The following is a 22,995-nucleotide window of genomic DNA, read 5'->3' as shown; positions in this document are numbered from 1 at the left end:
ATCTGTTGGCAGGGTTCGCAGGGCGATCGCTCCGAGTACGACAACACTTGCTAAGGTGCTGGAAGCAGAGGCTTAAGCACTTCCCACTCCGTATCACTCAGGCCGCTCGCATAGGGTTTCCGTTGAGGATTGGCAATCTCAGGCAGGGGACTCATCGGCACTCATAGAATTAGGTTTGATTTAGCCTAGAACCTGACGAACATTAGTCCGAAAGCTGTTTAGATTTTCTTTACGAATCAGCGTTTAAGTAGCACTGCCAACTTGGAGCGGGATGCTGTTAAATTTTCAAAGCTTTGATATCAGCTCTCTATCTCAATGGTTTTAACCATTGGCAGTAATCATCCACAAATTGCACTGTTGCCTTGGCTAGACGTGGCTTTGTCATAGACGGGTTCTAGCTTTGAGCTGTTTTAGCTCATTATCCTCCACCCAGAGTTACACAAGAGCGATAAGGGCGCACAGCCGTCCGCCCCTACAAACAATCTGTACTTTATTAATTTGAAGAACACTAAAACTCAGATCTTGCACCTGACTAGACAAAGCTCAAAGGTGAGCTTTTATACACTTTTTCCCTACCGCGTCCTGCTGAAGGGAGCGGTAGGGAGCGGTAGTGGGGATAATTAAGCGTTTGGCAGTTGCTGAGGCTGCTGAGGATCAATTTGTGCTTGCGAAGTTCTTCTTACCCAAGGGGTAAACCGATTAGGATCAACACATTCAGCACCATTTAGTTGGTCTTTAAGGTTACTGGCGAAGACCTCAAAAATCTCAACCAGAGCTTGGCGGTCGGTTAAGCAACCTTGAAGGGCAATAAGTTGTTCGAGAGTCCAATTATAAAGTTGGGTATCACCCTGTTCAATACGAAAATATAACTGACTCTCAAACTGTCCTAAACGGGCGTAGAAGTTCTCCACCTCAGCTTTAATTGACTGCATATCAATGTAGAACTGCTGTTTTTTGATATCTGATAGAATCGTTGTTTTGAGAGATTCTGTGAAGTTTTGGTTAACCTCATTCTTAACGAGCGTAGATACTTCATTGCGGAAGTTGACAATTTTATTGTCTAAGCTGACATTGATGCGATTATCAAGCTCGTTCGTAACATTATTAACAACTAACTGAACACTGTTACCTGTAGATTGGTTAACTACAGACTTAATACGTTGATCGAAATCAGCTTCAATCTGTTGGACTACCAGGCTCTTAATGTTCGGCGTGTGATTAGCAATCTTGAGGTTAACTACCGCATCAATACGCTGATCGATGTCGCTACGTATCTGCTGACTAACTTGAGTATTAATCTCTTGGGCTTGATTAGCAATTTTGAGGTTAACTACATTGTCAATACGTTGCTCAATGTAGCTTTGCATTTGCTGAATCACCAGATTTTTAACATTCTGGGTTTGATCGGAAATTTTTAGGGTTACGACATTATCAACGCGCTGATCGATGTCGTTTTGTATCTGCTGAATTACTTGATTACTGATCTGTTGAGATTGATTAGCAATTTTCACATTAACTGCATTATCAATGCGCTGGTCAATGTCATTTGATATCTGGTTAATGACTTGAGTGTTAATCTCTTGAGATTGATTAGCAATTTTGACATTGACGACGTTTTCAATGCGCTGCTCCAGTTCTGTTTGCATTTGCTGAATGACTGAAGTCTTAATTTCTTGAGCTTGATTAGTAATTTTCAGATTGACGACAGACTCAACACGCTCATTAAGTTCTGTTTGGATCTGTTGAATCACTAAATTTTTAATTTCTTGGGTTTGTTCAGTAATTGCCAGATGAACTTGGTCACTAACTATTCTGGGAATTCGGGTAATAAACAGGTCATTGAGATTTTTATTAAAGTAACTAGACCAACCTTGGAAGCTTTGGTCAAAATTTACCTCAGTTTGTTGTATGAGAGTCTTCATCATGAACTCAAGCCGTGCTACCTGCATAGCAAGTGTCTTAGCTTGGCTTTGATAGCCTTTGAGTATCGATTTTTCAAGACCTTCCCAGTAGGCTTGTTTATTTTCGTCTTTTTGCTCCGTTATGCTTACTGAGCTTTCAAACCTGGGTGCCAGCTCTTGCCACATTTGCTCCATTTGCTCTTGATCGAAACTGAAGCTGAAAGCATTCTCTCCGCTGAAGCGACCTCCTCCACTACTGATAGTAGAACCTGTTCCTCCAGTGCTAGTTCTACCACCAGTGCTTACAACAGTGACATTGCCTTCATCTACATTACCGTCTGGCACTCCTGTTACTGGCGGTTTCGGCTGCTTGTTATAGCCTTCGTCTACTACAGCCTTACTCACTGTGCTAATTTCTAGAACAACTTGTCCTTTGTTATCTTCTTTGTAGGTATCAAAGAAAAATCCTAAAATAGTGGTTTTTTCTTTGACTTCTAAAATGAATTCGTCTTGTAAACCGTTGAGCGAACACCAAGTTTCTTCAACTTCAAGACCCGTAAGATTAGAAACAAATTTTCCATCCTTAATCCATAGCAAAGCCCAAGGTTCTAATTGAAATTTTTGCGAAGAAGACCAATAAGTAGCGTTGCTCTCACGAATTTTTATCTTGTAATTGCCGGGTTTCAATTCAATAAAATTGGAATTGGCTTGTTTCAGTTCGGATAAAACTTTTTCATCAAGAGGATAACAGTTTCTCTTACTATCAACTGTTATAGTTTGAGGATTGAAGAATGCTTTATTGCCGCTAACTAAAAGCTTAACCTCTCCTTTGTTGCCCTTATTATTCACATCAAAGAACAAAGCACAGACAACAGTTCGCTCTTTGACTTCCAACTGCAACTTCTTGTTATATCCGTTTAAAGTTGTCCAAGTTGCACCTGTTTCATCGCCTGTGTTTTTATTAATAAATGTACTGCCATCAACCCCATATATCCAAAGTACAACCAAAGGTTCGCCTTCAGTTTCACTCTGAGCATAACTATAGCGACCACTGGTAATTTTTATATCAAAAGTCCCTTTTTCCAAAGTAAAAGAACTAGCAACATTTTGTTGCAGGTGGTTCATTTCGTTAGCGTCAATAACGTAACAACTGTTTTTGGTGTCAATGGTTAGAAGTGTCATGTTGTTTCCTAAATAGTTTTGCCGTTTTGAGAAGTTGTAGCTTGGACTACTATCTATTGAGCAGGACATGCTAGGGCGTGTCTGCAAACTACCCTGTCAGATTCAGATCCCCCTTGCTGTCCTGGCTTTGACTGATAACCTTAGTAAAATACACCGACTTTATCATACCCAAGCTAGATGAAATAATTCTTAAGGTTTTCTCATTTTTTAAGGTTATTGTACATTAAACATTCATTTGTCCAATTGAAACAGCTAGTGTCCTGGCTCAAGCTTGGTAATACAAGTATTTCGAGCAAGACAACAAATGTTTTTACCTGACAAATAGCTCGTTAATGTACAGTACCTTCGGCTGGCTTAATCGGTTTCGGCGATTGAGCCAGGATTATGAGTTGTACACTCACTTGCGTGAAGCGATGATTTATGGCTCACTAATCCGCCTTATGCTCAAGCGATTGACCACTTAAGCTTTTCTTTACGAATCAGCTCTAATAGCGGGGCAATCTACCCATGTATCGAGCCGCCCGTACACCTCTACAGTACGGTCTGCGATCGCTTTGGCCTGCTCGAATACCGACACATCCGCTACCACAGCCGTTGCTTCACCTCCAGAGGTACGAATCTCGTCCACCAAGGACGTTAGCTTCGACTCACTACGAGCCGAGACATACTAGCTCTGCCCCACGACGAGCAAACTGAGGGGCTGTCTCGCGCCCGATGCCGCTGCTCGCCCCAACGACGGCAACAACCAGCTAATTTATTGATTTTAGTTGCCTTAATGCAACTCCTTAAAGTTTTTATGCCAAAAACTTCACCTCTAAAGGTAAAGTTTTTCTAGAACATTTGGTCTAATTGCAATCTACAAAATCAACTTTTCAATAATTACATCATACTAAGCAATAGCGAAATAAACGTTATACTTCCCAGATCCCGACACCAGACCAATAGACCTAGAAATCACTGGAAACATTGATACACCAGATACACCATCGATGCCAGCTCCAGATGCCTATGTTAATCTAGGCGATTCGGCAAGCAACCCTCTAATTATTTCGCCGATGTCGGAAGAAGCAGAAGCAACGGACTATCAGGAAGAGACTGAAGATGCCGAACGCTCAACAGCAGCTAGTGAGGGAGAGTGACTTCTGTTGGCAGGGTTAACAGGGCCGCTCCGAGTGCAACAACACCTGCCAAGGCACCCCACTTGAAAACGGGATTTTTATCCAGCCAGTCGGTAACGCTCGGTATCGCTAAGTTGCTAAAATCTCCCTTAACCCGGTCATTGGCTGGGATAGATTCATAAAGATTGTTTGGCGCATCGTCTGACTTTGGCTCGTCGGTGCGCTGGAGTTTGAAGGCAACCCGCTGCAATATGGAATCTACCAGTCCAGGCGAAAGCCGTTGAAGCAAATCTAGGGTTCTAGCTGCATCCCCAACCAGGAAGTCACGAGTTGGATGTTCAGCAACATAGAGAACCGCGTCAGCGACCAAACCCGGTTCGTAAAAAGGCGGTAGGCTGGCTGGCTTCACACCTAGCCTGGTGAGGGCATTGTTGTACAGAGGTGTGTTGACGGCGGCGGGTTTGACACTCGTGACGCTAATGGGTATTTTCTCATGTTGCAGTTCGACGCGCAGGGCTTCGATGAATCCCTCCATACCGTGCTTTGCAGTGCAGTAGGAACTTTGAAGCGGGAGACTTCGCCTGCCCAAGACTGAAGAGAGATGGATCAGCGCCCCTCTCCCCTCACGCTTGAGATGGGGGAGTGCTGCCATTGCACCGTGTGCCTGCCCGATCAGTCCGACATCAATGACGCGCTTGAACTCTTCTGGCGTTGTGTTATCGAAAGTGGCATAGACGGCAATAGCAGGGCAATGCACCCAGGTATCGAGTCGCCCGTACACCTCTACAGTACGGTCTGCGATCGCTTTGACTTGCTCGAATACCGTCACATCAGCGACGATAGCAGTTGCCTCACCGCCAAAGCCCCGAATCTCTTCTACCAAGGACGCTAGCTTCGACTCACTGCGAGCTGAAACGACCACCTTTGCCCCTTTCTTGGCAAACTGGAGTGCTGTCTCCCGCCCGATGCCGCTGCTTGCTCCCACGACTGCAACGACCTGCTGATTGATTGGCTTCAGTTGCATCAATGCTACTCCTTAAAGTCCTCATTAAAAATTCTTCACCTCTGGAGGTGAAGTCAATCTACAAACGTTTGATTTAATTGAAATCTACGAGTTCAACTTCTACCCAATAAATACGCCAGAGCAAGCGTGCCTACATCAGCCGCAGGGTTGACAGTTTTCTAAGCACCAACTCCAGCGAGAAACTGGCTCAACTCAGCACTAAAAATTTCCGGGCGTTCGACATGAGGTAAGTGACCGCAATCGGGGATTAAGGCGAGGTGTCCTTGCTTTAGGCGGCTAACCGCGTCGTGAGCTTGCTCTTTCGGGAGAACCACATCCTCCGTCCCCCACACGACAAGAGTCGGCATCGGTAACTCTCCTAGAGAGTCGAGAAACACTTGATGCTGTCCAAATACATTCAGCTGGGCGCGCAGCGAGGTCAGAGTAGCTTGAAGAAAACCGGGCATCTGAGACATTCGCTCTTGCTCTGCTATCCACACACTGGGAGCCTGCGCGGGGTGAGCGAAAAACAGCGTCGCCCGTAACCAAGACCGCATCTTAGCACCAGGAGGCGTTTGGCACCCAATGATCGCTACATCCCCATACCCAGGTAAAGTTAGTTGGGACAGCAACGGGGTAACTGCGTAACCAAGCCCGGAACTATCTACCAGCACCAAAGCTGCGACTTGTTCGGGACGGGATAGGGCAAAGCGTAACGCAACTTGACCGCCTAGGGAGTTGCCAACCAGCACCGCCCGCTCAATTCCAAGCGCGTCAAGAAAATCGACCAAGAACTGCTTAAGAAACTCTGGCGTATACTCCAGGGATGGTTTGGCACTATCACCAAAACCGGGAAAGTCCGGCGCATAGACGCGATAGGTAGCTCCCAGGTTGGGAAGCACCCAAGACCAATCAAGAGCGCTGGCACTATCTCCATGTAGCAGCACTAACGGTAGACCATCATCGCCTGCTTTAAAGTAGCGGATACTTAAACCGCTTACATTGATTCGCCGCTCTTCAACCTCTGTTTTCACGCTTAGCTCCAATCCTATCTAAATAATGAAGTTTAATTATTAGTATTGAATGGGCATTCAACCCAATGCGATCGCTATTGCCCTCAAGTGTGATAAGCGCCGTTGACTCTCACCACTTCGCCAGTGACGTAGCTGCTAGCACTCGGCGAAAGCAGGAATGCAACTGCCCAAGCAACCTCCTCTGGCTTGCCGAAGCGACGAAGCGGAATCTCGGACACGATGCGCTCTTTCACCTTATCTGGCACCGATTTAACCATATCAGTCTCAATAAATCCCGGTGATACAGCGTTGACTCGTACCCCATAACGAGCCGCCTCTAAAGCGAGGGACTTGGTTAAACCAATCACAGCCGCCTTGGTTGCGGCGTAGTTAGTTTGACCGATGTTTCCTCGCTCACCGGAAATTGAGCTAACGCAAACCACAGAGCCTTCTTTCCGCTCGTACATCTTGGGGATAACGGGCATCAAGGTGTTGTAAACTCCTTTCAAGTTAGTGTCAATTACGGCATCCCAGTCTTGGGTCGTCAGTTTGGGAAAAAAGTTATCTTGGGTAATCCCAGCATTCGCCACAATCCCATAAATTGACCCTAGTTTCTGTTCAACCTGTTCTGCTACGGCTTCCATCGCTGCCTTGTCGGTTACATCAGCTTGGATTGCGATCGCTCCATGCTGACCATTAATAGAGCTAATACTGCGGTGGGTGTAAGCTACCTTAGCTCCCAGCTCCTCCAGCAGACTGACGATAGCGGCTCCTATCCCTCGATTACCACCCGTTACCAAGACGACTTTATCTTCCAGTCCCAAAGAAACCATGAGCCACTTTCACCCCTATTTCTATTACTGATTTCAGTGTCTTCGCCGCTTAGCGCCAATATTTGCAGTTGTAGTTGAGCGACAGTGAAACCCAACAAATGTTTATCAATGTTATGAATCAGCGGTTCAGATACCCGACTTCTCCAAGAAGTCGGGTATCTCGGCTTCACGAATCATTTAGGACTGCTATAGGAGTCGCGAATTATTGCAATTAGGCTGACATTTCTTGCTGAATCTTGCTCTTGGCAGCTTTGAATTCAGTAGCCATTTGCTCTTTCTGCTCATCGGTGCAATTGTTGTCAATTGCCGTGAACATCGTAAATTCTTCTTGGCGAATGTGGTCGCCAACCACATCCATCAAGTCTTTAATTTTTGATCTGAACCCGTCGGCATTAGCAGGGTCAATCGCCTTAATTTCATCGAGCATCTGCTTCATTTGCGCTTGCTCATTGTAAAGCTCTTGAGTGTTGTCATCGCCGTAGAACGAGCGTACTTTCGGGTACACTACTTCTTCTTCTGCTTGAGCGTGTGCTAATAAATCTTTGTAGATTTGCCCGAAATACTCTTGAAGTTTTTGAGGATCTTTCGTCGCTCCAACTTCAGTGAAAAGTGTATTCACTTTCTCGTGATCCAGCCGGATAAGGGTCTGGATATTCATATCTTGCTTGTCAGTGTTTTGGGTGGTTATGCTACCAGCTACACCCGATAGGGCAGCAACTGCATCTTGCACCCTTGCCCAGAGTCCCTGATGCGCGTCTTGACCCGTCATTTCGCGGACTCCCACCTGTTCGAGCATCCCCTTGAGCTGTTCTTGGTGAGCGCGACCCTCGAAGTTGACAGTATTCAGAGGCCCAATTGCCACTTCAATATCAGCCCCTACAACCTGAGCGGCTTTGTGGATCATGATTCCACTCATGGCTTGACCATGCTTCATCAGTTCGTGGTGAATGAGTTTCTGATAATAGGTAAACTCATCGCCGGACATCATCTTTTCAAACTGCGGAATAAATATCTTGGTTGCAGCACTCGGTTCAGATTGAATGCCGTATTGAACAATTACAGTGTCTATAATGCCCAGGTTTTTCTGGTCATCAGAAAGCATATTTTGGAGACGTTCGCGAACATCTTCATAAGGGCAGGCATCTATGAGTTTTTGATCGTTAGAAATGATTAAACTTTGAAAGGCTCTCAGGTCTGCCAATCTTTCGCCAATCGCCATCCGCTTTGTATCGTCTATCGTTGTAACCATGCTTTGTTATCCTGTAGGAAAATAATTTGATTGATACCCGCTTCCCGGCAGAGGTAATGTAGCTCAATAGGAGTTTCCCAAATATTACTCACAGAGCTTTTAGAGGCGTTGTTCACCCCTTGCTTTGAGAACCCGAATGAACACCATTACCTTAGTTCTGGAAATGGGTTATTTCAAGCGACAAAAACATTGAATATCTTGATTTTGTCGTTAATTCAGTTCTCTTCCACCTAGCCCAGGTTAGATGTTTTGGATTAGCTCACGAAAAGCTGAGTTAGATTACGGAACCAAGAATTTTACGGCTTTACGTTGTAAGAGGATGTTTGAAAAGTGCTTTTTCAAACGCTATGGGTTAGAGATCCTCCTAAATCCTCCTTAAAAAGGAGGACTTTGAAGATTTCCCTCCCTTAAAAAGGGGGCTGGGGGGATCTCCAAGATTTCAGCGGCACATAGATAATTCAAACATCCTCTAAATGTCTTGGAAGTGTCAATTATCAAAGCCGCTCAATTGCGATCGCAGTCCCTCCACCAGTACCATGACACACCGATGCCAGCCCGAACTGTCCATTTCGCTCCTGCAAGGCGTTGAGCAGCGTGACGATGATTCGCGCCCCGGAAGCGCCGATGGGATGCCCCAGCGCGATCGCTCCTCCATAGACATTCAGCTTCTCGTAAGGAATGCCCAGCTTTCGGTTGAACAGCACACTGCTTAAAGCAAAAGCCTCGTTGTTCTCGAACAAGTCAAAGTCGTAGATTCTCATCTTGAGCTTGTCTAAAAGCTTATTGACTGCCAGAATCGGAACTTCCGGGAAGCGCCAAGTTTCTCCACCTATCGACGCTCCCCCAAGGATGCGAGCTAAAGGTTTGAGTTTATAGCGTTCCACCGCCGTTTTGCTTGCTAAAACTAAACCTGCGGCTCCATCGGATATCTGACTGCTGTTTCCAGCCGTGAACACCCCATCTTCCCTAAAAGCAGGCTTTAGCTTGGCAAGGCTCTGCAAGGTGGTTTCGGGGCGAATTCCCTCATCTTTGTCCACGAGTTGCAAACCTTTTTTGCCCTCTATTTCTATTGGTGCGATCTCGTTTTTGAACCAGCCGTTCTCGGTTGCGATCGCTGCCCTAGCTTGTGAATATAGCGCTACTTCGTCCAAGTCATCCCGCGTTACTTGGTAAGCTTCTGCCAGCCGCTCAGCTTGCTCTCCCATCGTTTCGGCAGTCGTGGAATCGGTAAGACCGTCCTCAAGTAAAATATCCCTGAGTTGCTCTGGCGCACCCAGTAGCATTTTATACCCCCATCTAGCTCGATGCGATAGGAAAAACCCTGCCTGGGACATGGATTCCATGCCGCCAGCAAGTACGATTTCCGCTTCGCCAGAGCGAATAGCCGTGGCGGCGTTCATTACGCTCATCATTCCCGACGAACACACCATATCCACTGCATACCCGTTCACCGTCTGGGGAATCCCGGTTTTGAAAGCTGCCTGACGGGGCAAAGACTGCCCGTGTCCCGCCCTGAGTACGTTACCAAAGATATACAGGTCTAAAGCTTCCCCCGAAACTTCCGCCCGATCCAACGCTGCTTGCATGACGTGGGCGCCTAATTCTACTGGGGATAAACCCGCTAAGGCACCTCCAAACCGACCAAGCGGCGTGCGTACTGCCGAGACAATATAAACTTCTTGCATACATCCTCATTATTTTTTACAATGTCACGTCGTCCAGATATACCAACTTAAAGCGGGATGTTTATTGAGGCTAATTTCCTTAGTTTTAGGAAGGTTTCATTATTTATACAAAGTCGAGCTAAAGCTATCAGTTGGTATGGCTTCATGGAACTGACTCTACCCATATTTCTCCGCTTATCTGACTGTCATAGAGGGATTTCTTAGCAAAGTTTCCATGCTAAAAATCAAAAGACAGTCTTCTTAATTTCTATTTACAATAAACTTAAAAAAAATACTTTATTTATAAATCATCCATTAGAGCTAATTACCAATTATTATTTGATTAAGATGGTGGACAAGACAATCAGCATCCAATAAAAAAGTAAAAGGAGTAACAGTAATGGATTGGGCAAATAATTTTGAGCAATTTACCAGGCAGTTAAGCGAATTACAGAGCGGTATTTTCAAGAGCTGGACTTCTACCATGCCGACCATGCAAGGTTTCAACACGCCAAACTATCGCGAGACCTTCGAGAAAACTCTGAAGTTTCAGGAAGAAGTGCTGACAAGTTCTTTGCAATTCCAGGCTTTAGTGGCTCGTCTCTCCATCGAAACTCAGAAGCAATTGTGGGACGCATATTTCAATACGATGCGGAATACGCAGCTCAAAAAGTCTGAGTAACTCTTAGAGTTGTGTTTGAGTCACATAGATAGTGGCTCTAAATTTTTTAGAGGATGTTTGGAAAATTATCTACTTTCCAAACATCCTCAAAAGATTAATAAAGCTTCCCAAGGCATTTCTTAGGAGCTTTTTTAGTATAAAACAGTTTTCTGAAAAAAGTTTTATATTCATTCATACATCAAAATGTTCAATTTACTAAACAAGCCATAGACTAAACTAAACTTAGTAATTTCTTTAATCCTCTACCTATAGAAAGGACATAATGTTAAGCAGCTTTGTACTTTTGCATACAAAAGTCAGAAAGCGGTGCTGAACTTTGGAAAAAATATTTTAAAGTGTACTCGACCGACTAAACTGCGCGATCGCTCAATGTAGAATGATGGCAAGAAGGTTTTTGACCTGCTCTTCCCCACGTCTCTTGCCACAATGGATTTTAGTCAATTGCTTGTTGAAAAAATAGACGCGATCGCCAAAAACTGGGTTGAAGCAGTCCGCTCGGATAGGCAGATTTCCAGCACTGACGATTTACCAGGCTCAGCGATACAGAATCATATTCCCGATGTGCTAAAGGCGATGGCAACTGTGCTTTCCCAGTCGCAGGAAAACGATATTCAGTGCATCGTCCAGAACAGTTTGCATCATGGCGTTCTGCGGGCTGAACAAGGCTTCGCTCCCACAGAAATTGCGCGAGAGTATCGTCTACTGCGCCAGACAATTTTTTCCACTTTAGAGGCAGATTTACTAGAGGGTACGGTTCCCGAAGTAATGCGAGCTTACAATGTGATTGACGCGACCATCGACGAAGCCATTGCCCAATGCTTCAAAAGTTATGTAGAGGAGCGATTGCAAGAACTACAGCAGGTGCAAAGTCAAGTAGAGTTAACTAATCAAGAACTAACTCGCTTGGTAAAAGCGAATCAGAATAATCTCTCTCAACTAGCCCACGAACTCAAAAATCCTCTAAATTCGATTATTGGCTACTCGGAGCTGATTTTACGCTCTTCACGAAAGAATGTTGAAGTTCAAGACAATTTTCCCAATCTGGAACATATTGAGCGAGTGCTACGCAATGGCAGACACTTACTTCGCCTGATCAACGATACCCTGGAAATCGCCCGGTATTCGGCAGGGAAGATAGAACTGCACCCAGAACTAATAGATGTACGCTCTTTAATCAACAATGTAGTTGAAATGTTGGAGCCTTTGGCTGCTGCCAAAGAGCTACAAATGGTGGTTAATTGCGATTCGGCTAGCGCCGATAGTTCCGCTGCACGCGCTCCTGAAAAAGTGCTGACAGACTCGTTGCGATTACAGCAAATTGTCACGAATCTTCTAAGCAACGCAATTCGCTACACGGAGGCAGGAAGTGTCCAATTAACGTGTCAGATGTTATCAGATAACCACTGGTCTATTGCGGTGACTGACACTGGAGTTGGGATTTCTCCAGAAGACCAGGCGCGGGTTTTTGACCCCTTCTTTCAAGCTGGAACTAGCGATCGCATACCCGATAGCACTGGCTTAGGTTTGGCAATTGTCGCCCAACTGGTAAACCTAATGCAAGGCAAAATTGAGCTAGTATCCCAGGTTGGAGTTGGCTCCACCTTCACCGTCATCTTGCCGCTAGAAGTGAAAACCCTGGAATCAATTTCTTGAGTTTTGGTATTATCTGTTTTTTCTCTAACTTGTATAATTTTTGGAATTATTGAGCAGGATTAACGATACTTTTCAATCGCAAAGATGCTTTAATCCTTGCCATTAACTCCTCAAAATCAATTGGCTTCCGAATGAAGTCATTTGCTCCTAGCTCTAATCCTTGAGGGATATTAGCGCTCTCACTTGCTGTAATCATAAGAATCGGAATAAAAGGGAGTTTTGGATTTTCCCGAATCCGCCGAGTTACTTCATAGCCATCCATTCCTGGCATCATGGCATCCATTAACACTAAATCCGGTGGCGATGCTTCTATCTTGGCTAACGCTGACTTACCATTTCTAGCGCTATCAATCTCATACCCTTCTTCCGCCAAAATCGCCTCTAGGAGGGATACATTATCCTCTAGATCATCTACCAATAAAATGCGTTGAGCTTGAGCTGGAGACGGCACCATAAAATCAACCCTCCCTGTGGGTAAAGACTCTTATAAAAGGTTTTAAATCTTGTAATCTTCCAAATAGTAGTTGTTTGCTTTTTAGATAACCTCCTACCTTAGGGGAGTTTCTGCTTAAACCAACGGACAAGAGTGGGAGGAAAAAAGAATCTGATATTAAGCCAGTTTGTACTTTTGAATACCACAACCTATCAAACGCAGCGTTTAAGAAGTACCTCCAGCGTAAGAGGTACGCATCAAACTGATTCGTAAAAATGGTAAGGAATTTATTCGACTATCAGCACCGGGCGCGATCGCTGATGAATAGAATACATACTGCGTATTCGATTCGTCGTTGTAAAGCTCCGTGCAAGCTGATGTAACCGTCAACGCATACGTTATCAAGGATTGCGCTTCATGGAGCCACAACAACTAAGTCAGGAATTGCGGAAAGGACAAAACCCTCACATGAGCCGACGGCGAGCGATTATCGGCTTGTCTATGCTGGGAGGTTCGATGGGGCAGCTGGTGACGCTATATCAAACCGGGATCGTTAGTCACCTACCCGATCCTCCCGGACAAAAGCTTTTTGATGCAGACCGCGTTGACGCATCTAACTATGCTTACAACAAATTTAATTCACCCGATGGCCCGATAATGGTGTTTACTTACGCCATCACCGCTTGGCTGGCTTCCGCTGGTGGTCTGGATCGCGCTAGGCGCAACCCGATCTTACCCATTGCAATGGGTATCAAGATCCTGATTGACGTGGTGACTAATCTTGAGCTAGCTCGTGAAGAGTGGAGCGAGAACAAAGCCTTTTGCGAGTACTGCCAGGTGGCGACGGTTTGCTCGTTAACGTCTCTAGTGCTGGCAGCGCCTGAAGTAATTGCCGCTACTCGTACCTTGCTCGGACAGGGCGACGAGAACACCGCAGACGACGCACAGTAAAAGCACAGTAATCGATACCAGGAAAGCACCAAGCACCGAAGTGCAGTTAGTCTTCTTGAGAGCCTTTTTACCAGCGCTTAGACTCCTGGTCTGTCTCCTGGTTAGCTTAATATATCGGCTTCAATATATCTGGGCTTTTGGCTGGTTTAACCCACCCAAAAGCTCAACACTTGTATTCACAAGTACATTTCAACTTAAGACTAACTTCTCCCATTAGACTCAGCAGTCGCTTCAGTATCACAACCCATTAGTCAGAGGAGAGGAGAAGTCTAGCCTTCTAGGATTGAGGATGTTAACGGCTGAAACGCTACATCCCCTGTCTGGTTCCTATCTACCGTGGAGATGCACAAATTCAGCCTCTAGTCTCTTGGGGTCAAGGTGAACGCAGCGGTTTAGTATACCGACACGGCACATCTGAGGTATTTAATCCCAACGAGATGCAAATAGTTCAGTAGTGCAGGAATCCGCGTAAATCTCCTATGGATAGTCAGAATTCTCTTATTCTTATTGCAATGAGCGTCGGCGCTTTGCTGGTTGTACTTTGGGCAGTGAGAAGATGGTGGCGCGAACACCATCAATACGATCTCACAGGTAAGACGGTGCTGCTGACGGGTGGTTCTCGCGGACTGGGTTTGGTGATGGCACGCCAGTTGGTGCAGCAAGGAGCGCGTTTGGCAATTTGTGCGCGCGATCGCGCAGAGCTAGAAAGGGCGCGTAATGAATTAGAGCAGCAAGGTGGACAGGTATTGGCTTTGCCTTGCGATGTCACCGATAAATCCCAAGTTGAGCAGATGGTGCAGCAGATGCGCGATCGCTTCGGTCAGATCGACATCCTCATTAACAACGCAGGCACCGACCTTGTGGGGCCAATGGACGTATTGACGATGGAGGACTACGACGACTTGATGAAGCTGCATTTCTGGGCACCGCTATACACTACGTATGCAGTTCTTCCAGAGATGCGTCAACGAAAGGCTGGACGCATCGTTAATATCTCTTCCATCGGTGGCAAGGTAGTTTCTCCGCATATGTTGGCGTATTGTGCCAGCAAATTTGCCTTAACGGGTCTGTCTGAAGGGATGCGGGCAGAACTGGCAAAAGACGGGATTCCTGTTACAACAGTATGTCCCGGTTTCATCCGCACAGGCGTGATAGACCACGCTATGTTTAAAGGTCAGCACCGCAAGGAGTATACCTGGTTCAGCATTGCTGATTCCTTGCCTTTGATCTCGACCAGTGCTGAAAATGTTGCTCGTCACACGATTGCTGCATTTCGACATGGTGATGCAGAGGTAATTGTGCCATTTCCAGCTTGGTTAAGTGCCAAACTCTTTGCACTCTTTCCAGGGCTTAATTCTACGCTGCTGGGTTGGGCGAATCGGTTGTTACCTGGAACAGGTGGCATTGGTACCGAACGCGCTTTGGGAAAAGACAGTCACTCATTTCTGTCGCCTTCCGTGTTAACCACCTTGAGCGAACGAGCAGCACGTCGAAACAACGAGATTGCAGCCGAGAAGGCACATGGTGCGGGAGCAAATGGGCAGGTTGAAACTGGATCGCATGAACAGGTAGAAGCACAACAAGTCTCCGCAACAGAGGCTAAATCCTCTGGAATCACTGCGCGATCGCCATCGCCGGAACCAGCGATCGCAGAAGACTAGCAATCGGCATTCCCGTTGATCGAACCGTCCCAAGCACCCGCTGAAATTCAAGCTGGTTTAAGCGACATTCAATCCACGTTAGGAATTCCCTGGACACCTGCTTCCTGGCGTACTTATGCCATGTATCCATCAGTGATGCAGTTGTTTTGGGAGTGTCTCAAACCGCGACGCAAACCGGACTTTTTTGGAAAGCGCGATCGCGATTACCGAGCGGATTTACCGCGATACCAGCGATTGGTATCAACCAGGCTATCAAATTGATATGGACGAAGCACAACGGCATCAGATCCAGAGAGTCCTGAATGCGTTCACCTTTGGTAATCCCCAATTGCTGATTCAGCAAATTGCCTTGAGCCGAACTTTGGCAGGCGAAGTGGTTGGTCAGCAAGGTAATGGCAATGCTCGTCGCGGAGCCAATTCATATCAGCACACAGAAATCCAACTGATAGGCGAACAGTCTGTTCGGGAGATGTCGGCCCAAATGCAACAAGTATATCGAGACATCAAACAAACAATGGGTGTACCGATTGTCAACTCCGACTACCAGGCATTAGCCCGATGGTCTCCATTTTTCCTGGCAGCATGGGAAGACATCAAGCGTTGGCGGGAGCGACCAGAATATCAGCTGCTCAAGGAGGATATTGTCCGCCGAGCAGAGCAAGCTGCCAGTCGTCTCCGTCCTGCTGTGGCGATTGGTGAGCGGGAAGTGCGCGATCTATTGGACAATCCCGAAGATTTTGAGCAGATTCAGCAGACGGTTGAAATGTTCAAGGATATCTTGCCGGAATTGATTGTACAAGATGCCCTATTTCACATGGGTCTGGCAAATCTTAAACCCGTCAGTAAACTTTGATTTAATAGAACAGCGCCAGAGGAAAACAACATAGTTGCTACACAGTCTCGTACAGCTTTAACTCTTGATGACTGGCGTCACCTAGTCTGAGCCAAGAGCCAAACTTGTCATGCAACCTGGAGTTAGTCGAGTTACTGCGCTAAATTGGAGCGCGTCAGAGCGATCGCAACTTCTCTGCTGCGATCGCTTGGACTCTGCGACATTATGCGATCGCGGGTGCCATTGTCGGCAGACGCAGCGCTAAACAAGTTGAAGGAATCATCGGTGCAGCCGAATTCCGCTTAAGTGAAGATGAAATCAACGAAATTAAAACCTTCCTCAGCAAAATATTTCAGCAGCAAAATATTTCAGCCGGTAGGCGTGTAAGCAATAGTTCTCGGACAAGCCATACCTACCCCCCTATCCCCCTTGGCTCAGCTATTTGGATAAGTTGGGGATTGCGATTCTCCTGTTGACTTCTGCCAAAATCAGCCAGATGCACTCGCCCGATCAATCATCGATAACTGATTGCTTGGCTGGAGAGGGCAGACAAGGGAGTAAAGATCCGGAGGGGAAATCAAATATAAGTGTTATACTTGCCGCTGAAAACTAGAGAACATCAAATTATGGAATACCAACCATATTCTATTCGGCAATTGCTGGATTCGGTAAATAGTGGCAGCATCCGAATTCCTGCTTTTCAGCGTGGTTTTGTCTGGAAAATGGATAACGTTGCGTACTTAATGGACAGTATTTATAAGAGATATCCCTTTGGTTCGTTACTATTCTGGAGAACTAAGTCTAAGCTTGCCATAGAAAAGAAACTTGGTCACTTTGAACTCCCAGATCCTAGAGAAGATTACCCGATAGACTATGTACTAGATGGTCAACAAAGGCTCACATCAATATTTTCTGTGTTTCAGACTGAACTAGAACCAACTCTAGATAATGGATGGCTTGATATATATTTCGACCTTGAAGCAGATGAAAATGTACAAGAAAGCCAATTCCTTGCTCTACAGGACAACCAGGTAATTCCAGAAAAGCACTTTCCATTAAACGTTTTATTTGACTCTGTTAAATACAGAGAAGCGACAGCTCAATTTAATAATGAACAAATCAGACGATTAGATAAATTACAAGAGAAGTTTAAGGAAGTGTCTGTTCCTATCCAAGTTCTCAAGACAGACAATAGAGCCACTGTTGCAATTGTATTTGAACGAATAAATAGGTTGGGCGTAGCACTAGATACTCTCCAGTTACTCTCTGCATGGACGTGGAATGAAAATTTTGACTTGTTAGAGAGCTTCAGAGAGCTAAAGGAAGACCTCGAAGAATTCGGATTTTCTGAAGTTGGTGAAGATTCCGATCTTATTTTGAGGTGTGCCGCAGCTATCTTGAAAGAGGAACCTACTCCGGATAAATTACTGGAATTGAATGGTCAGCAGGTTCGAGCAGCATTTCCAAAAGTAAGAAATGGAATTTTGGGTGCTATTGATTTTATGAGAAAGCAACTAAAGATTGCAGCGCTCAAGAATCTACCATACTCAGCGCTGATAATTCCTCTGGCTGTTTTCTTTGCAGAGCCTGATGGCAAAGAAGTATCTTATGACTCAAAAGTTTATGATAGATTGACAAAATGGTTCTGGAGATCGTGCTTCACGGGTAGATATAGCAGTCAAACCAGAAAGACTACTATAGGCGATATTAAAGAAGTATTCAAACTAAAAAATGGTGAAATAAGTGAGCTGGGCGAATTTTCATGTAATGTTAATGAAAAATTTTTCAAGATCAATCAGTTTAGCTTCAAGAATGCCAATACTAAAACTTTTATTTTGCTTCTTGCTAACAACAATCCAAAATCTTTATTGTCTGGTTCTTCAGTTGATTTAGATAGAGTTCTGCAAAAGTACAATAAAACAGAGTTTCATCACGTTTATCCCAGAGCGTATCTGAAGGATAACGGGTTCTCAGAAAGTAGTATTAATTGTCTAGCTAATCTCTGTTTTTTGAGTACGTCAGAAAATAAAAAAATTGGTCGTAAAAAGCCTTCAGAGTATCTTAAACTAATGCCTGACGGAGATTCCTTAAATGAGATTTTAAGCCATTCCTTCTGTCCATCAAATACATTTAATGATGACTTCCAAGATTTTTTAAATCAACGTTCAAAATTACTGGCAATTTTTGCTAAGAAATTGATTCAGGATTCCCTGAGTTAACCATAGTACATTCATTAAAATTATCACTCAGATCAGTAATTTTGAAGTGCGGATATCAGGTAGTAATAATGGCGATCGCGATAGAAACCATTAAAACGGTGGTAAATTAGCGATCGCTCATACGCTGCAACATCCTGCGATCGCAGGTGCCATTGTCGGCGGACGCAGAACTTTGCCTAGATTGACCAATCATAAGACAGTTGCTTTTAGCGACCATTTTTTCCTCTGCTATACAAAGGCGAGTTTCGTTAAGCTGGAAGAAAAGAACAAGAGCAAGCAGCCTATAAGTTTTTGCTGTTAGCTTACAAGATGATACGACCTACTATTTTTACCATTGACAAAGGACTGGACTTGAGTGTGTAGATACGTTCTACTCTCGCTAAAAACCAGTAATTGTGCAAAGTAATCGCGTTTAGTAAAGAAAGATAAGTGATAAAGCCTGATATCGTCGTCGTTGGAGCATCGGCGGGAGGGATGGAAGCGCTCAAAAAGCTCGTTGCTCAACTCCCCTCCAATTTTCCGGCTGCTATTTTCATTGTTTGGCATATTGCCCCAGCGTATCCAAGTGTGTTGCCCCAAATCCTGGATCGGGTTTGCCCCTTGCCAGTCGCCCATGCAATTGACAAGGAGGAAATCCAACCGGGACGGATTTATGTTGCTCCCCCAGATCACCACCTGCTTGTCGAATCGGGGCATATCCGAGTAACGAAGGGACCTAAGGAAAATCGCTTTCGTCCCTCGATTGACGTATTGTTCCGCTCCGCCGCCCGGTGCTATGGAAATCAAGTGATCGGGGTGGTTCTAACTGGAATGCTGGATGATGGGGCATCTGGGCTGTACGCGGTGAAAGAGCAAGGCGGGAAAGCGATTGTCCAAGACCCTTTTGATGCACTTCACTCTTCCATGCCTATACAAGCGATGAAAACGGTAGAGGTCGATCACTGCGTCCCCGTCGCCGAAATGGGCGCTTTATTGGTTCATATGACAAACGAAGCCGTCAAGAAGGAAGGAGAACATCTGGTGTCTGAGCAGATGGACATAGAAGTCAAAGTGGCGCGGGAAGACAATGCTTTTGAGAGCGGCATCATGAAGCTTGGGAAGCTCTCTCCCTATACCTGTCCAGAGTGCCACGGGATGCTTCTGCAAATGAAAGAAGGCAACCATATCCGTTTTCGTTGCCATACAGGGCACGCCTATTCCCTGAATTCTCTGCTTGTAGAAGTAACAGAGTCTATTGAAGCCTCACTTTGGAAGACACTTCGCGGGATCGAGGAGAGCCAAATGTTAATGAGCCACATGGCTAAACATCTGTGCGAAACGAACGATAGTGAGATGGCGGAACGCTTTTTACAGAAATCCGAAGAAGCAAATAGGCGAGCTAGCCTAGTTAGGCAGGCGCTGATGAGCCACGAAACGCTAAGTCACGAAAAGGTAACTAACCCGGAGGCGTATGAGTAGCAATCGACCAAAAACTTACCGAAATCAATGGATCTAAAGCCTCCCCTGGTTCTAATTTAATGCCTTGGAAATGAGTTACAAGCAATTCTATTTGAGTTGTGAGATGTTAGGGGTTCAGATACCCGACTTTTTAAAAAAGTCGGGTATCTCCTCTTCACGAGCGATCGCATAACGCATCAACTCAACCAACTACTTCACACCTCCTAAATTGCCAATACTCTGTTCTAGTGTGTCTCAAGCAAGATGTTGTAAACGTTTCCTTGCGTTTGAATTTGATCATAGCTATATGCAGTTAAGCAATAGCTGCCAAACAAGGAGAACAGATGTCACAAAGTACGTCAAACTCAGAAATGGTATACCGAACTCTTGGCAGCACAGGAGAGAGGGTTTCTGCGATCGGATTGGGTGGTTGGCACATCGGATTGAAGTATGTTGATGAGCAACTGGGTATCCGGATTGTTCGCACTGCGATCGACCGCGGCATCACCTTCATGGATAACAGTTGGGATTACAACGGTGGAGTCAGCGAGATTCGCATGGGAAAAGCTCTCCGCGATGGCTACCGAGACAAAGTATTCCTGATGACGAAAATTGACGGTCGCTCCAAGAAAGATGCCGCAAGACAGCTAGACGAATCACTGCAACGCCTGCAGGTTGATTGCATCGATCTCGTCCAGCACCATGAAATTCTTCGGTTCGAGGACCCGCATTGAGTTTTCGATCCAGAAGGGGCAAATGCCGCCTTAATTGAGGCGCGGGAAGCTGGCAAACTCCGATATATTGGCTTCACCGGACACAAAGACCCCCAGATTCATTTGCATATGCTGGAAGTTGCAGCCAGTTATGGGTTTAAATTTGATGCAGCTCAGTTGCCCCTCAATGTGATGGATGCACACTACCGAAGCTTTGCGAAGCTGGTTGTGCCAGAACTGGTTAAACAGGACATCGGCATTCTTGGCATGAAAAGCATGGCAAACGGGATTTTGTTGCGGTCAAATACGGTAACGCCAATTGAGTGTCTGCACTATGCGCTGAATCTACCTACATCGGTTGTGGTTATGGGAATTGACAGCATGGAGATTCTAGATCAAGCGTTTGAGACGGTGCGGACGTTCCAGCCAATGAATGACCAGCAGGTGCGATCGCTGTTAGCAAAAACGGCAGAAGCCGCATCACGCGGCGAGTTTGAGCCATTCAAAACTTCATCAATTTTCGACAGCACCGCCCAGAATCTAGATTGGCTGGGAGAGGAGCCACAGCGCGTCCAGCAACTGATGCCAACGTAATCGCAGAACACTCTACGGTGAACCAGTCTAGTGCGGAGTCCGCGATCGCTAATCGACATCAACACCATCGAAGAATTTGGGGAATGGGATGAAGTCTATGCGATCGCACAGGAAACGATGCAGCAAGCGAACGGTGCTGCACGGCAACGTGACCTGTACAAGCGCACTGGTTCGTTGGAGGATGTGGTTGATTTTTTTGTTCAAGAGACTGCTAAATGAACGACGGTGTTTAGAAGTTAGACAGGCTTTCGGGCCGAGATTAAAGCGGTGCATCAGCCTAGACTTTCTAATCGCTATGGCACAGGATTTCCTGGGATACAAATGTTTTAGTCTATTCACCTTGAAATGAGTGGGGCGATCGCTCATTGCTTTATCTTCAAATCGGTCTGATGTGTTACATTCCACTGATATACACTGCAAGCTTAGCGATCGCACCACTCCGGTAAAGTTTTCGTAAAGATTCCAGAGTTGCTCCCAAAAATCCAGAGGCAAGCCCGAGAAAAGTCTATATTGGTATTAATCTAATACCAATTTATAGTTGTAACCGGGTGTTGTTGTAATGCTTAATTGTAAAAAAAATTCAATTATATTTATAGTTTCGCTAGTTGCGATCGCTGCTACGATTTACTTTAAAACTCGTGAAACTTGGAAAGTTATTGAGCTTGGGCGAATACATCAGTCTGTGATTAACGGCTTCCTATTTAGCCCAGATGGAAAAATAATTGCTACTTATAATGACCGCAAAGTGACTCTATGGAATCTTGAAGCGGAACAAATTCGGACATTATCATCTGATACAACAAAAGCTAAAATCAAGAGTTTCGTATTTAGTCCAGATGGGCAACTGATGGTAACTGCTAGTAATACTGGGGTGACTTTGTGGAACACTCAAGGAAAGCAATTGTGGACATCACCCTTCATAACTCAGGATTATTATCATATTCCTGTTGTAGATTTTCATCCTGATGGGAAGATGATTGTTGCTCGTGGCAACAAGGAAGTGAAACTCTGGAATCTTAACGGTGAGGAAATTCAGACTCTTCACCACAAAGAAACAATTGAGGCTTTCAGATTTAGCTTAGACAGACAAACTATTGCTACGCTTAGTCCTCAAGAGGTGAAGCTTTGGAGTCGCTCTGGGGAGGAGCTTCAGATTCTTAAGAGAAGCGGTCTGACTACTCCTTTGAGAGTTTCTACTAAAGGTTATGGCTGGTTTGAATACGTTAATTTTAGCCCAGATGGAAGAACAATCATTACTATCGATAGTGGCAACGTAAACTTATGGAGCCAAGAAGGAAAGTTGCTTAGAAATTTATCAACTTTAATGGTTGCCGATGTCGCACCTAATTCAAATAATACTGCTATCTTAACCTTGCATCCTCAAGGGGCTAGACTGTGGAATTATCAGGGGAAACTGCTATATTTCTTTGAACATCTTGATATGTCTTATAGTCGGGGTATAAGTTGGAGTCCGGATAACCAGATAGTTGCTACGGCTGGGTCAAGCGGGGTAACGCTCTGGAATGCAGAAGATGGAAAGAGAATTCAAACTTTGCCTAGAATATCCTTGTGGAATATTCTTGAGAATATAGACCATCACTCTTGCGAGGCTGTTTCTTTTAGCTCTAATGGCCAGATAATTGCTGCTATATGTAAATTTCCTGGTACTGGTGTTTTCAGTCCTGGTGTTTTCAAAGATGGGCTGAGGTTGTGGAGCCGAGACGGACAAGAACTTTGGACTCCAGATGAAAATGGATATGACAGTTATGTTTTTAGTCCAGATAGCCAAACGCTTGCTGTTAAGCATGAGGGTCAGCTAATTTTATTGAAATTAAGTGTAAGGAAGAGATAGATTTG

21 protein-coding genes and 4 pseudogenes are annotated in these 22,995 nt (G+C 45.2%); 15 read left to right on the top strand and 10 right to left on the bottom strand.

What is annotated here, in order from left to right; genetic code table 11:
• Positions 1-53: 53 nt before the first annotated feature.
• A pseudogene (locus H6F66_RS29430) lies at positions 54-155 on the bottom strand (IS5/IS1182 family transposase); the annotation flags it as partial.
• A gap of 465 nt (positions 156-620) precedes the next feature.
• On the bottom strand, positions 621-3,083 hold the full coding sequence (locus tag H6F66_RS17505) for a hypothetical protein (protein ID WP_190423622.1): 2,463 nt from the start codon (positions 3,081-3,083) through the stop codon (positions 621-623).
• 290 nt (positions 3,084-3,373) lie between these two features.
• Here H6F66_RS17505 and H6F66_RS29425 point away from each other — a divergent pair.
• A pseudogene (locus H6F66_RS29425) lies at positions 3,374-3,547 on the top strand (IS5/IS1182 family transposase); the annotation flags it as partial.
• Between the two features lie 38 nt (positions 3,548-3,585).
• Here H6F66_RS29425 and H6F66_RS29420 read toward each other — a convergent pair.
• Positions 3,586-3,832 (bottom strand): annotated as a pseudogene (locus H6F66_RS29420) (SDR family NAD(P)-dependent oxidoreductase); the annotation flags it as partial.
• Between the two features lie 240 nt (positions 3,833-4,072).
• Between H6F66_RS29420 and H6F66_RS17495 the strand changes: the two are divergent.
• On the top strand, positions 4,073-4,222 hold the full coding sequence (locus tag H6F66_RS17495) for a hypothetical protein (protein WP_199295356.1): 150 nt from the start codon (positions 4,073-4,075) through the stop codon (positions 4,220-4,222).
• Here the strand turns inward: H6F66_RS17495 and H6F66_RS17490 are convergent.
• The 5 genes from H6F66_RS17490 to phaA all read right to left on the bottom strand — a co-directional run bounded on the left by H6F66_RS17490 (position 4,206) and on the right by phaA (position 9,984).
• Positions 4,206-5,225 carry an SDR family oxidoreductase gene (locus tag H6F66_RS17490; RefSeq protein WP_190423620.1) on the bottom strand — a complete coding sequence of 340 codons (1,020 nt, stop codon included), beginning with the start codon at positions 5,223-5,225 and terminating at the stop codon, positions 4,206-4,208. The two genes, H6F66_RS17495 and H6F66_RS17490, sit on opposite strands and share 17 nt — an antisense overlap.
• Positions 5,226-5,383: 158 nt before the next feature.
• Positions 5,384-6,238: an alpha/beta fold hydrolase gene (locus H6F66_RS17485; RefSeq protein WP_190423618.1), complete on the bottom strand. Its 855-nt coding sequence runs from the start codon at positions 6,236-6,238 to the stop codon at positions 5,384-5,386.
• Positions 6,239-6,321: 83 nt separating this feature from the next.
• Entirely contained in the window at positions 6,322-7,050 is a 729-nt protein-coding gene (gene phaB / locus H6F66_RS17480; protein WP_190423616.1) for an acetoacetyl-CoA reductase PhaB, read from the bottom strand.
• A gap of 211 nt (positions 7,051-7,261) precedes the next feature.
• Entirely contained in the window at positions 7,262-8,299 is a 1,038-nt protein-coding gene (locus tag H6F66_RS17475) for a hemerythrin domain-containing protein (RefSeq protein WP_190423614.1), read from the bottom strand.
• A 494-nt stretch (positions 8,300-8,793) separates the two neighbouring features.
• The gene (gene phaA / locus H6F66_RS17470) at positions 8,794-9,984 is read right to left on the bottom strand and encodes an acetyl-CoA acetyltransferase PhaA (RefSeq protein WP_190423612.1); all 1,191 of its coding nucleotides are present in this window, start codon (positions 9,982-9,984) and stop codon (positions 8,794-8,796) included.
• 379 nt (positions 9,985-10,363) lie between these two features.
• On the opposite strand from phaA, the gene H6F66_RS17465 reads away from it, so the two are divergent.
• Together H6F66_RS17465 and H6F66_RS17460 are read left to right on the top strand one after the other, a co-directional pair.
• On the top strand, positions 10,364-10,645 hold the full coding sequence (locus tag H6F66_RS17465) for a hypothetical protein (RefSeq protein ID WP_190423611.1): 282 nt from the start codon (positions 10,364-10,366) through the stop codon (positions 10,643-10,645).
• A 426-nt stretch (positions 10,646-11,071) separates the two neighbouring features.
• Positions 11,072-12,298: a sensor histidine kinase gene (locus tag H6F66_RS17460; protein WP_190423608.1), complete on the top strand. Its 1,227-nt coding sequence runs from the start codon at positions 11,072-11,074 to the stop codon at positions 12,296-12,298.
• 46 nt (positions 12,299-12,344) lie between these two features.
• Here the strand turns inward: H6F66_RS17460 and H6F66_RS17455 are convergent, their stop codons facing one another.
• Positions 12,345-12,752 (bottom strand): response regulator, encoded by a 408-nt coding sequence (locus tag H6F66_RS17455; RefSeq protein ID WP_190423606.1) that lies wholly within the window; start codon positions 12,750-12,752, stop codon positions 12,345-12,347.
• Between the two features lie 204 nt (positions 12,753-12,956).
• Positions 12,957-13,121: a hypothetical protein gene (locus H6F66_RS17450; RefSeq protein ID WP_190423604.1), complete on the bottom strand. Its 165-nt coding sequence runs from the start codon at positions 13,119-13,121 to the stop codon at positions 12,957-12,959.
• Between the two features lie 27 nt (positions 13,122-13,148).
• On the opposite strand from H6F66_RS17450, the gene H6F66_RS17445 reads away from it, so the two are divergent.
• From H6F66_RS17445 to H6F66_RS17400, 11 genes and pseudogenes are all read left to right on the top strand, one after another.
• A complete protein-coding gene (locus H6F66_RS17445) occupies positions 13,149-13,682 on the top strand; it encodes a vitamin K epoxide reductase family protein (protein ID WP_190423601.1) in 534 nt (177 codons plus the stop codon).
• Between the two features lie 479 nt (positions 13,683-14,161).
• On the top strand, positions 14,162-15,343 hold the full coding sequence (locus tag H6F66_RS17440; RefSeq protein ID WP_190423599.1) for an SDR family NAD(P)-dependent oxidoreductase: 1,182 nt from the start codon (positions 14,162-14,164) through the stop codon (positions 15,341-15,343).
• A gap of 15 nt (positions 15,344-15,358) precedes the next feature.
• Positions 15,359-15,604, top strand: a complete 246-nt coding sequence (locus H6F66_RS17435) for a halocarboxylic acid dehydrogenase DehI family protein (protein ID WP_190423597.1) — start codon at positions 15,359-15,361, stop codon at positions 15,602-15,604.
• Positions 15,528-16,196 carry a halocarboxylic acid dehydrogenase DehI family protein gene (locus H6F66_RS17430; protein ID WP_190423595.1) on the top strand — a complete coding sequence of 223 codons (669 nt, stop codon included), beginning with the start codon at positions 15,528-15,530 and terminating at the stop codon, positions 16,194-16,196. Before H6F66_RS17435 ends, H6F66_RS17430 begins: the two co-directional genes overlap by 77 nt.
• A 144-nt stretch (positions 16,197-16,340) precedes the next feature.
• Complete coding sequence (locus tag H6F66_RS28475) at positions 16,341-16,481, top strand: hypothetical protein (protein WP_242019262.1); 141 nt, start codon at positions 16,341-16,343, stop codon at positions 16,479-16,481.
• Positions 16,418-16,651 carry a hypothetical protein gene (locus tag H6F66_RS29415; RefSeq protein WP_347269399.1) on the top strand — a complete coding sequence of 78 codons (234 nt, stop codon included), beginning with the start codon at positions 16,418-16,420 and terminating at the stop codon, positions 16,649-16,651. Before H6F66_RS28475 ends, H6F66_RS29415 begins: the two co-directional genes overlap by 64 nt.
• Positions 16,652-16,801: 150 nt before the next feature.
• Complete coding sequence (locus tag H6F66_RS17420) at positions 16,802-18,394, top strand: DUF262 domain-containing protein (RefSeq protein WP_190423592.1); 1,593 nt, start codon at positions 16,802-16,804, stop codon at positions 18,392-18,394.
• Between the two features lie 429 nt (positions 18,395-18,823).
• Complete coding sequence (locus H6F66_RS17415) at positions 18,824-19,852, top strand: chemotaxis protein CheB (RefSeq protein WP_199295354.1); 1,029 nt, start codon at positions 18,824-18,826, stop codon at positions 19,850-19,852.
• A gap of 323 nt (positions 19,853-20,175) precedes the next feature.
• Positions 20,176-21,138: pseudogene (locus tag H6F66_RS29410) on the top strand (aldo/keto reductase).
• 30 nt (positions 21,139-21,168) lie between these two features.
• Positions 21,169-21,357 (top strand): hypothetical protein, encoded by a 189-nt coding sequence (locus tag H6F66_RS17405; protein ID WP_190423591.1) that lies wholly within the window; start codon positions 21,169-21,171, stop codon positions 21,355-21,357.
• A gap of 340 nt (positions 21,358-21,697) precedes the next feature.
• Positions 21,698-22,990: a hypothetical protein gene (locus tag H6F66_RS17400; protein WP_190423589.1), complete on the top strand. Its 1,293-nt coding sequence runs from the start codon at positions 21,698-21,700 to the stop codon at positions 22,988-22,990.
• Positions 22,991-22,995: the final 5 nt, after the last annotated feature.

The organism is Trichocoleus sp. FACHB-6 (assembly GCF_014695815.1).
In the GTDB taxonomy this organism is placed as follows: Bacteria; Cyanobacteriota; Cyanobacteriia; order Cyanobacteriales; family FACHB-T130; genus Funiculus; species Funiculus sociatus.
This window is presented reverse-complemented; position numbering and strand designations above follow the sequence as displayed.

Coding starts and splice junctions, on each gene's coding strand:
- H6F66_RS17445 (WP_190423601.1), top strand. CDS start 13,149: ATGGAGCCACAACAACTAAGTCAGGAATTGCGGAAAGGACAAAACCCT.
- H6F66_RS17495 (WP_199295356.1), top strand. CDS start 4,073: ATGCCAGCTCCAGATGCCTATGTTAATCTAGGCGATTCGGCAAGCAAC.
- H6F66_RS17460 (WP_190423608.1), top strand. CDS start 11,072: ATGGATTTTAGTCAATTGCTTGTTGAAAAAATAGACGCGATCGCCAAA.
- H6F66_RS17400 (WP_190423589.1), top strand. CDS start 21,698: ATGCTTAATTGTAAAAAAAATTCAATTATATTTATAGTTTCGCTAGTT.
- phaA (WP_190423612.1), bottom strand. CDS start 9,984: ATGCAAGAAGTTTATATTGTCTCGGCAGTACGCACGCCGCTTGGTCGG.
- H6F66_RS17490 (WP_190423620.1), bottom strand. CDS start 5,225: ATGCAACTGAAGCCAATCAATCAGCAGGTCGTTGCAGTCGTGGGAGCA.
- H6F66_RS17475 (WP_190423614.1), bottom strand. CDS start 8,299: ATGGTTACAACGATAGACGATACAAAGCGGATGGCGATTGGCGAAAGA.
- H6F66_RS17465 (WP_190423611.1), top strand. CDS start 10,364: ATGGATTGGGCAAATAATTTTGAGCAATTTACCAGGCAGTTAAGCGAA.
- H6F66_RS17420 (WP_190423592.1), top strand. CDS start 16,802: ATGGAATACCAACCATATTCTATTCGGCAATTGCTGGATTCGGTAAAT.
- H6F66_RS17455 (WP_190423606.1), bottom strand. CDS start 12,752: ATGGTGCCGTCTCCAGCTCAAGCTCAACGCATTTTATTGGTAGATGAT.
- H6F66_RS17505 (WP_190423622.1), bottom strand. CDS start 3,083: ATGACACTTCTAACCATTGACACCAAAAACAGTTGTTACGTTATTGAC.
- phaB (WP_190423616.1), bottom strand. CDS start 7,050: ATGGTTTCTTTGGGACTGGAAGATAAAGTCGTCTTGGTAACGGGTGGT.
- H6F66_RS17440 (WP_190423599.1), top strand. CDS start 14,162: ATGGATAGTCAGAATTCTCTTATTCTTATTGCAATGAGCGTCGGCGCT.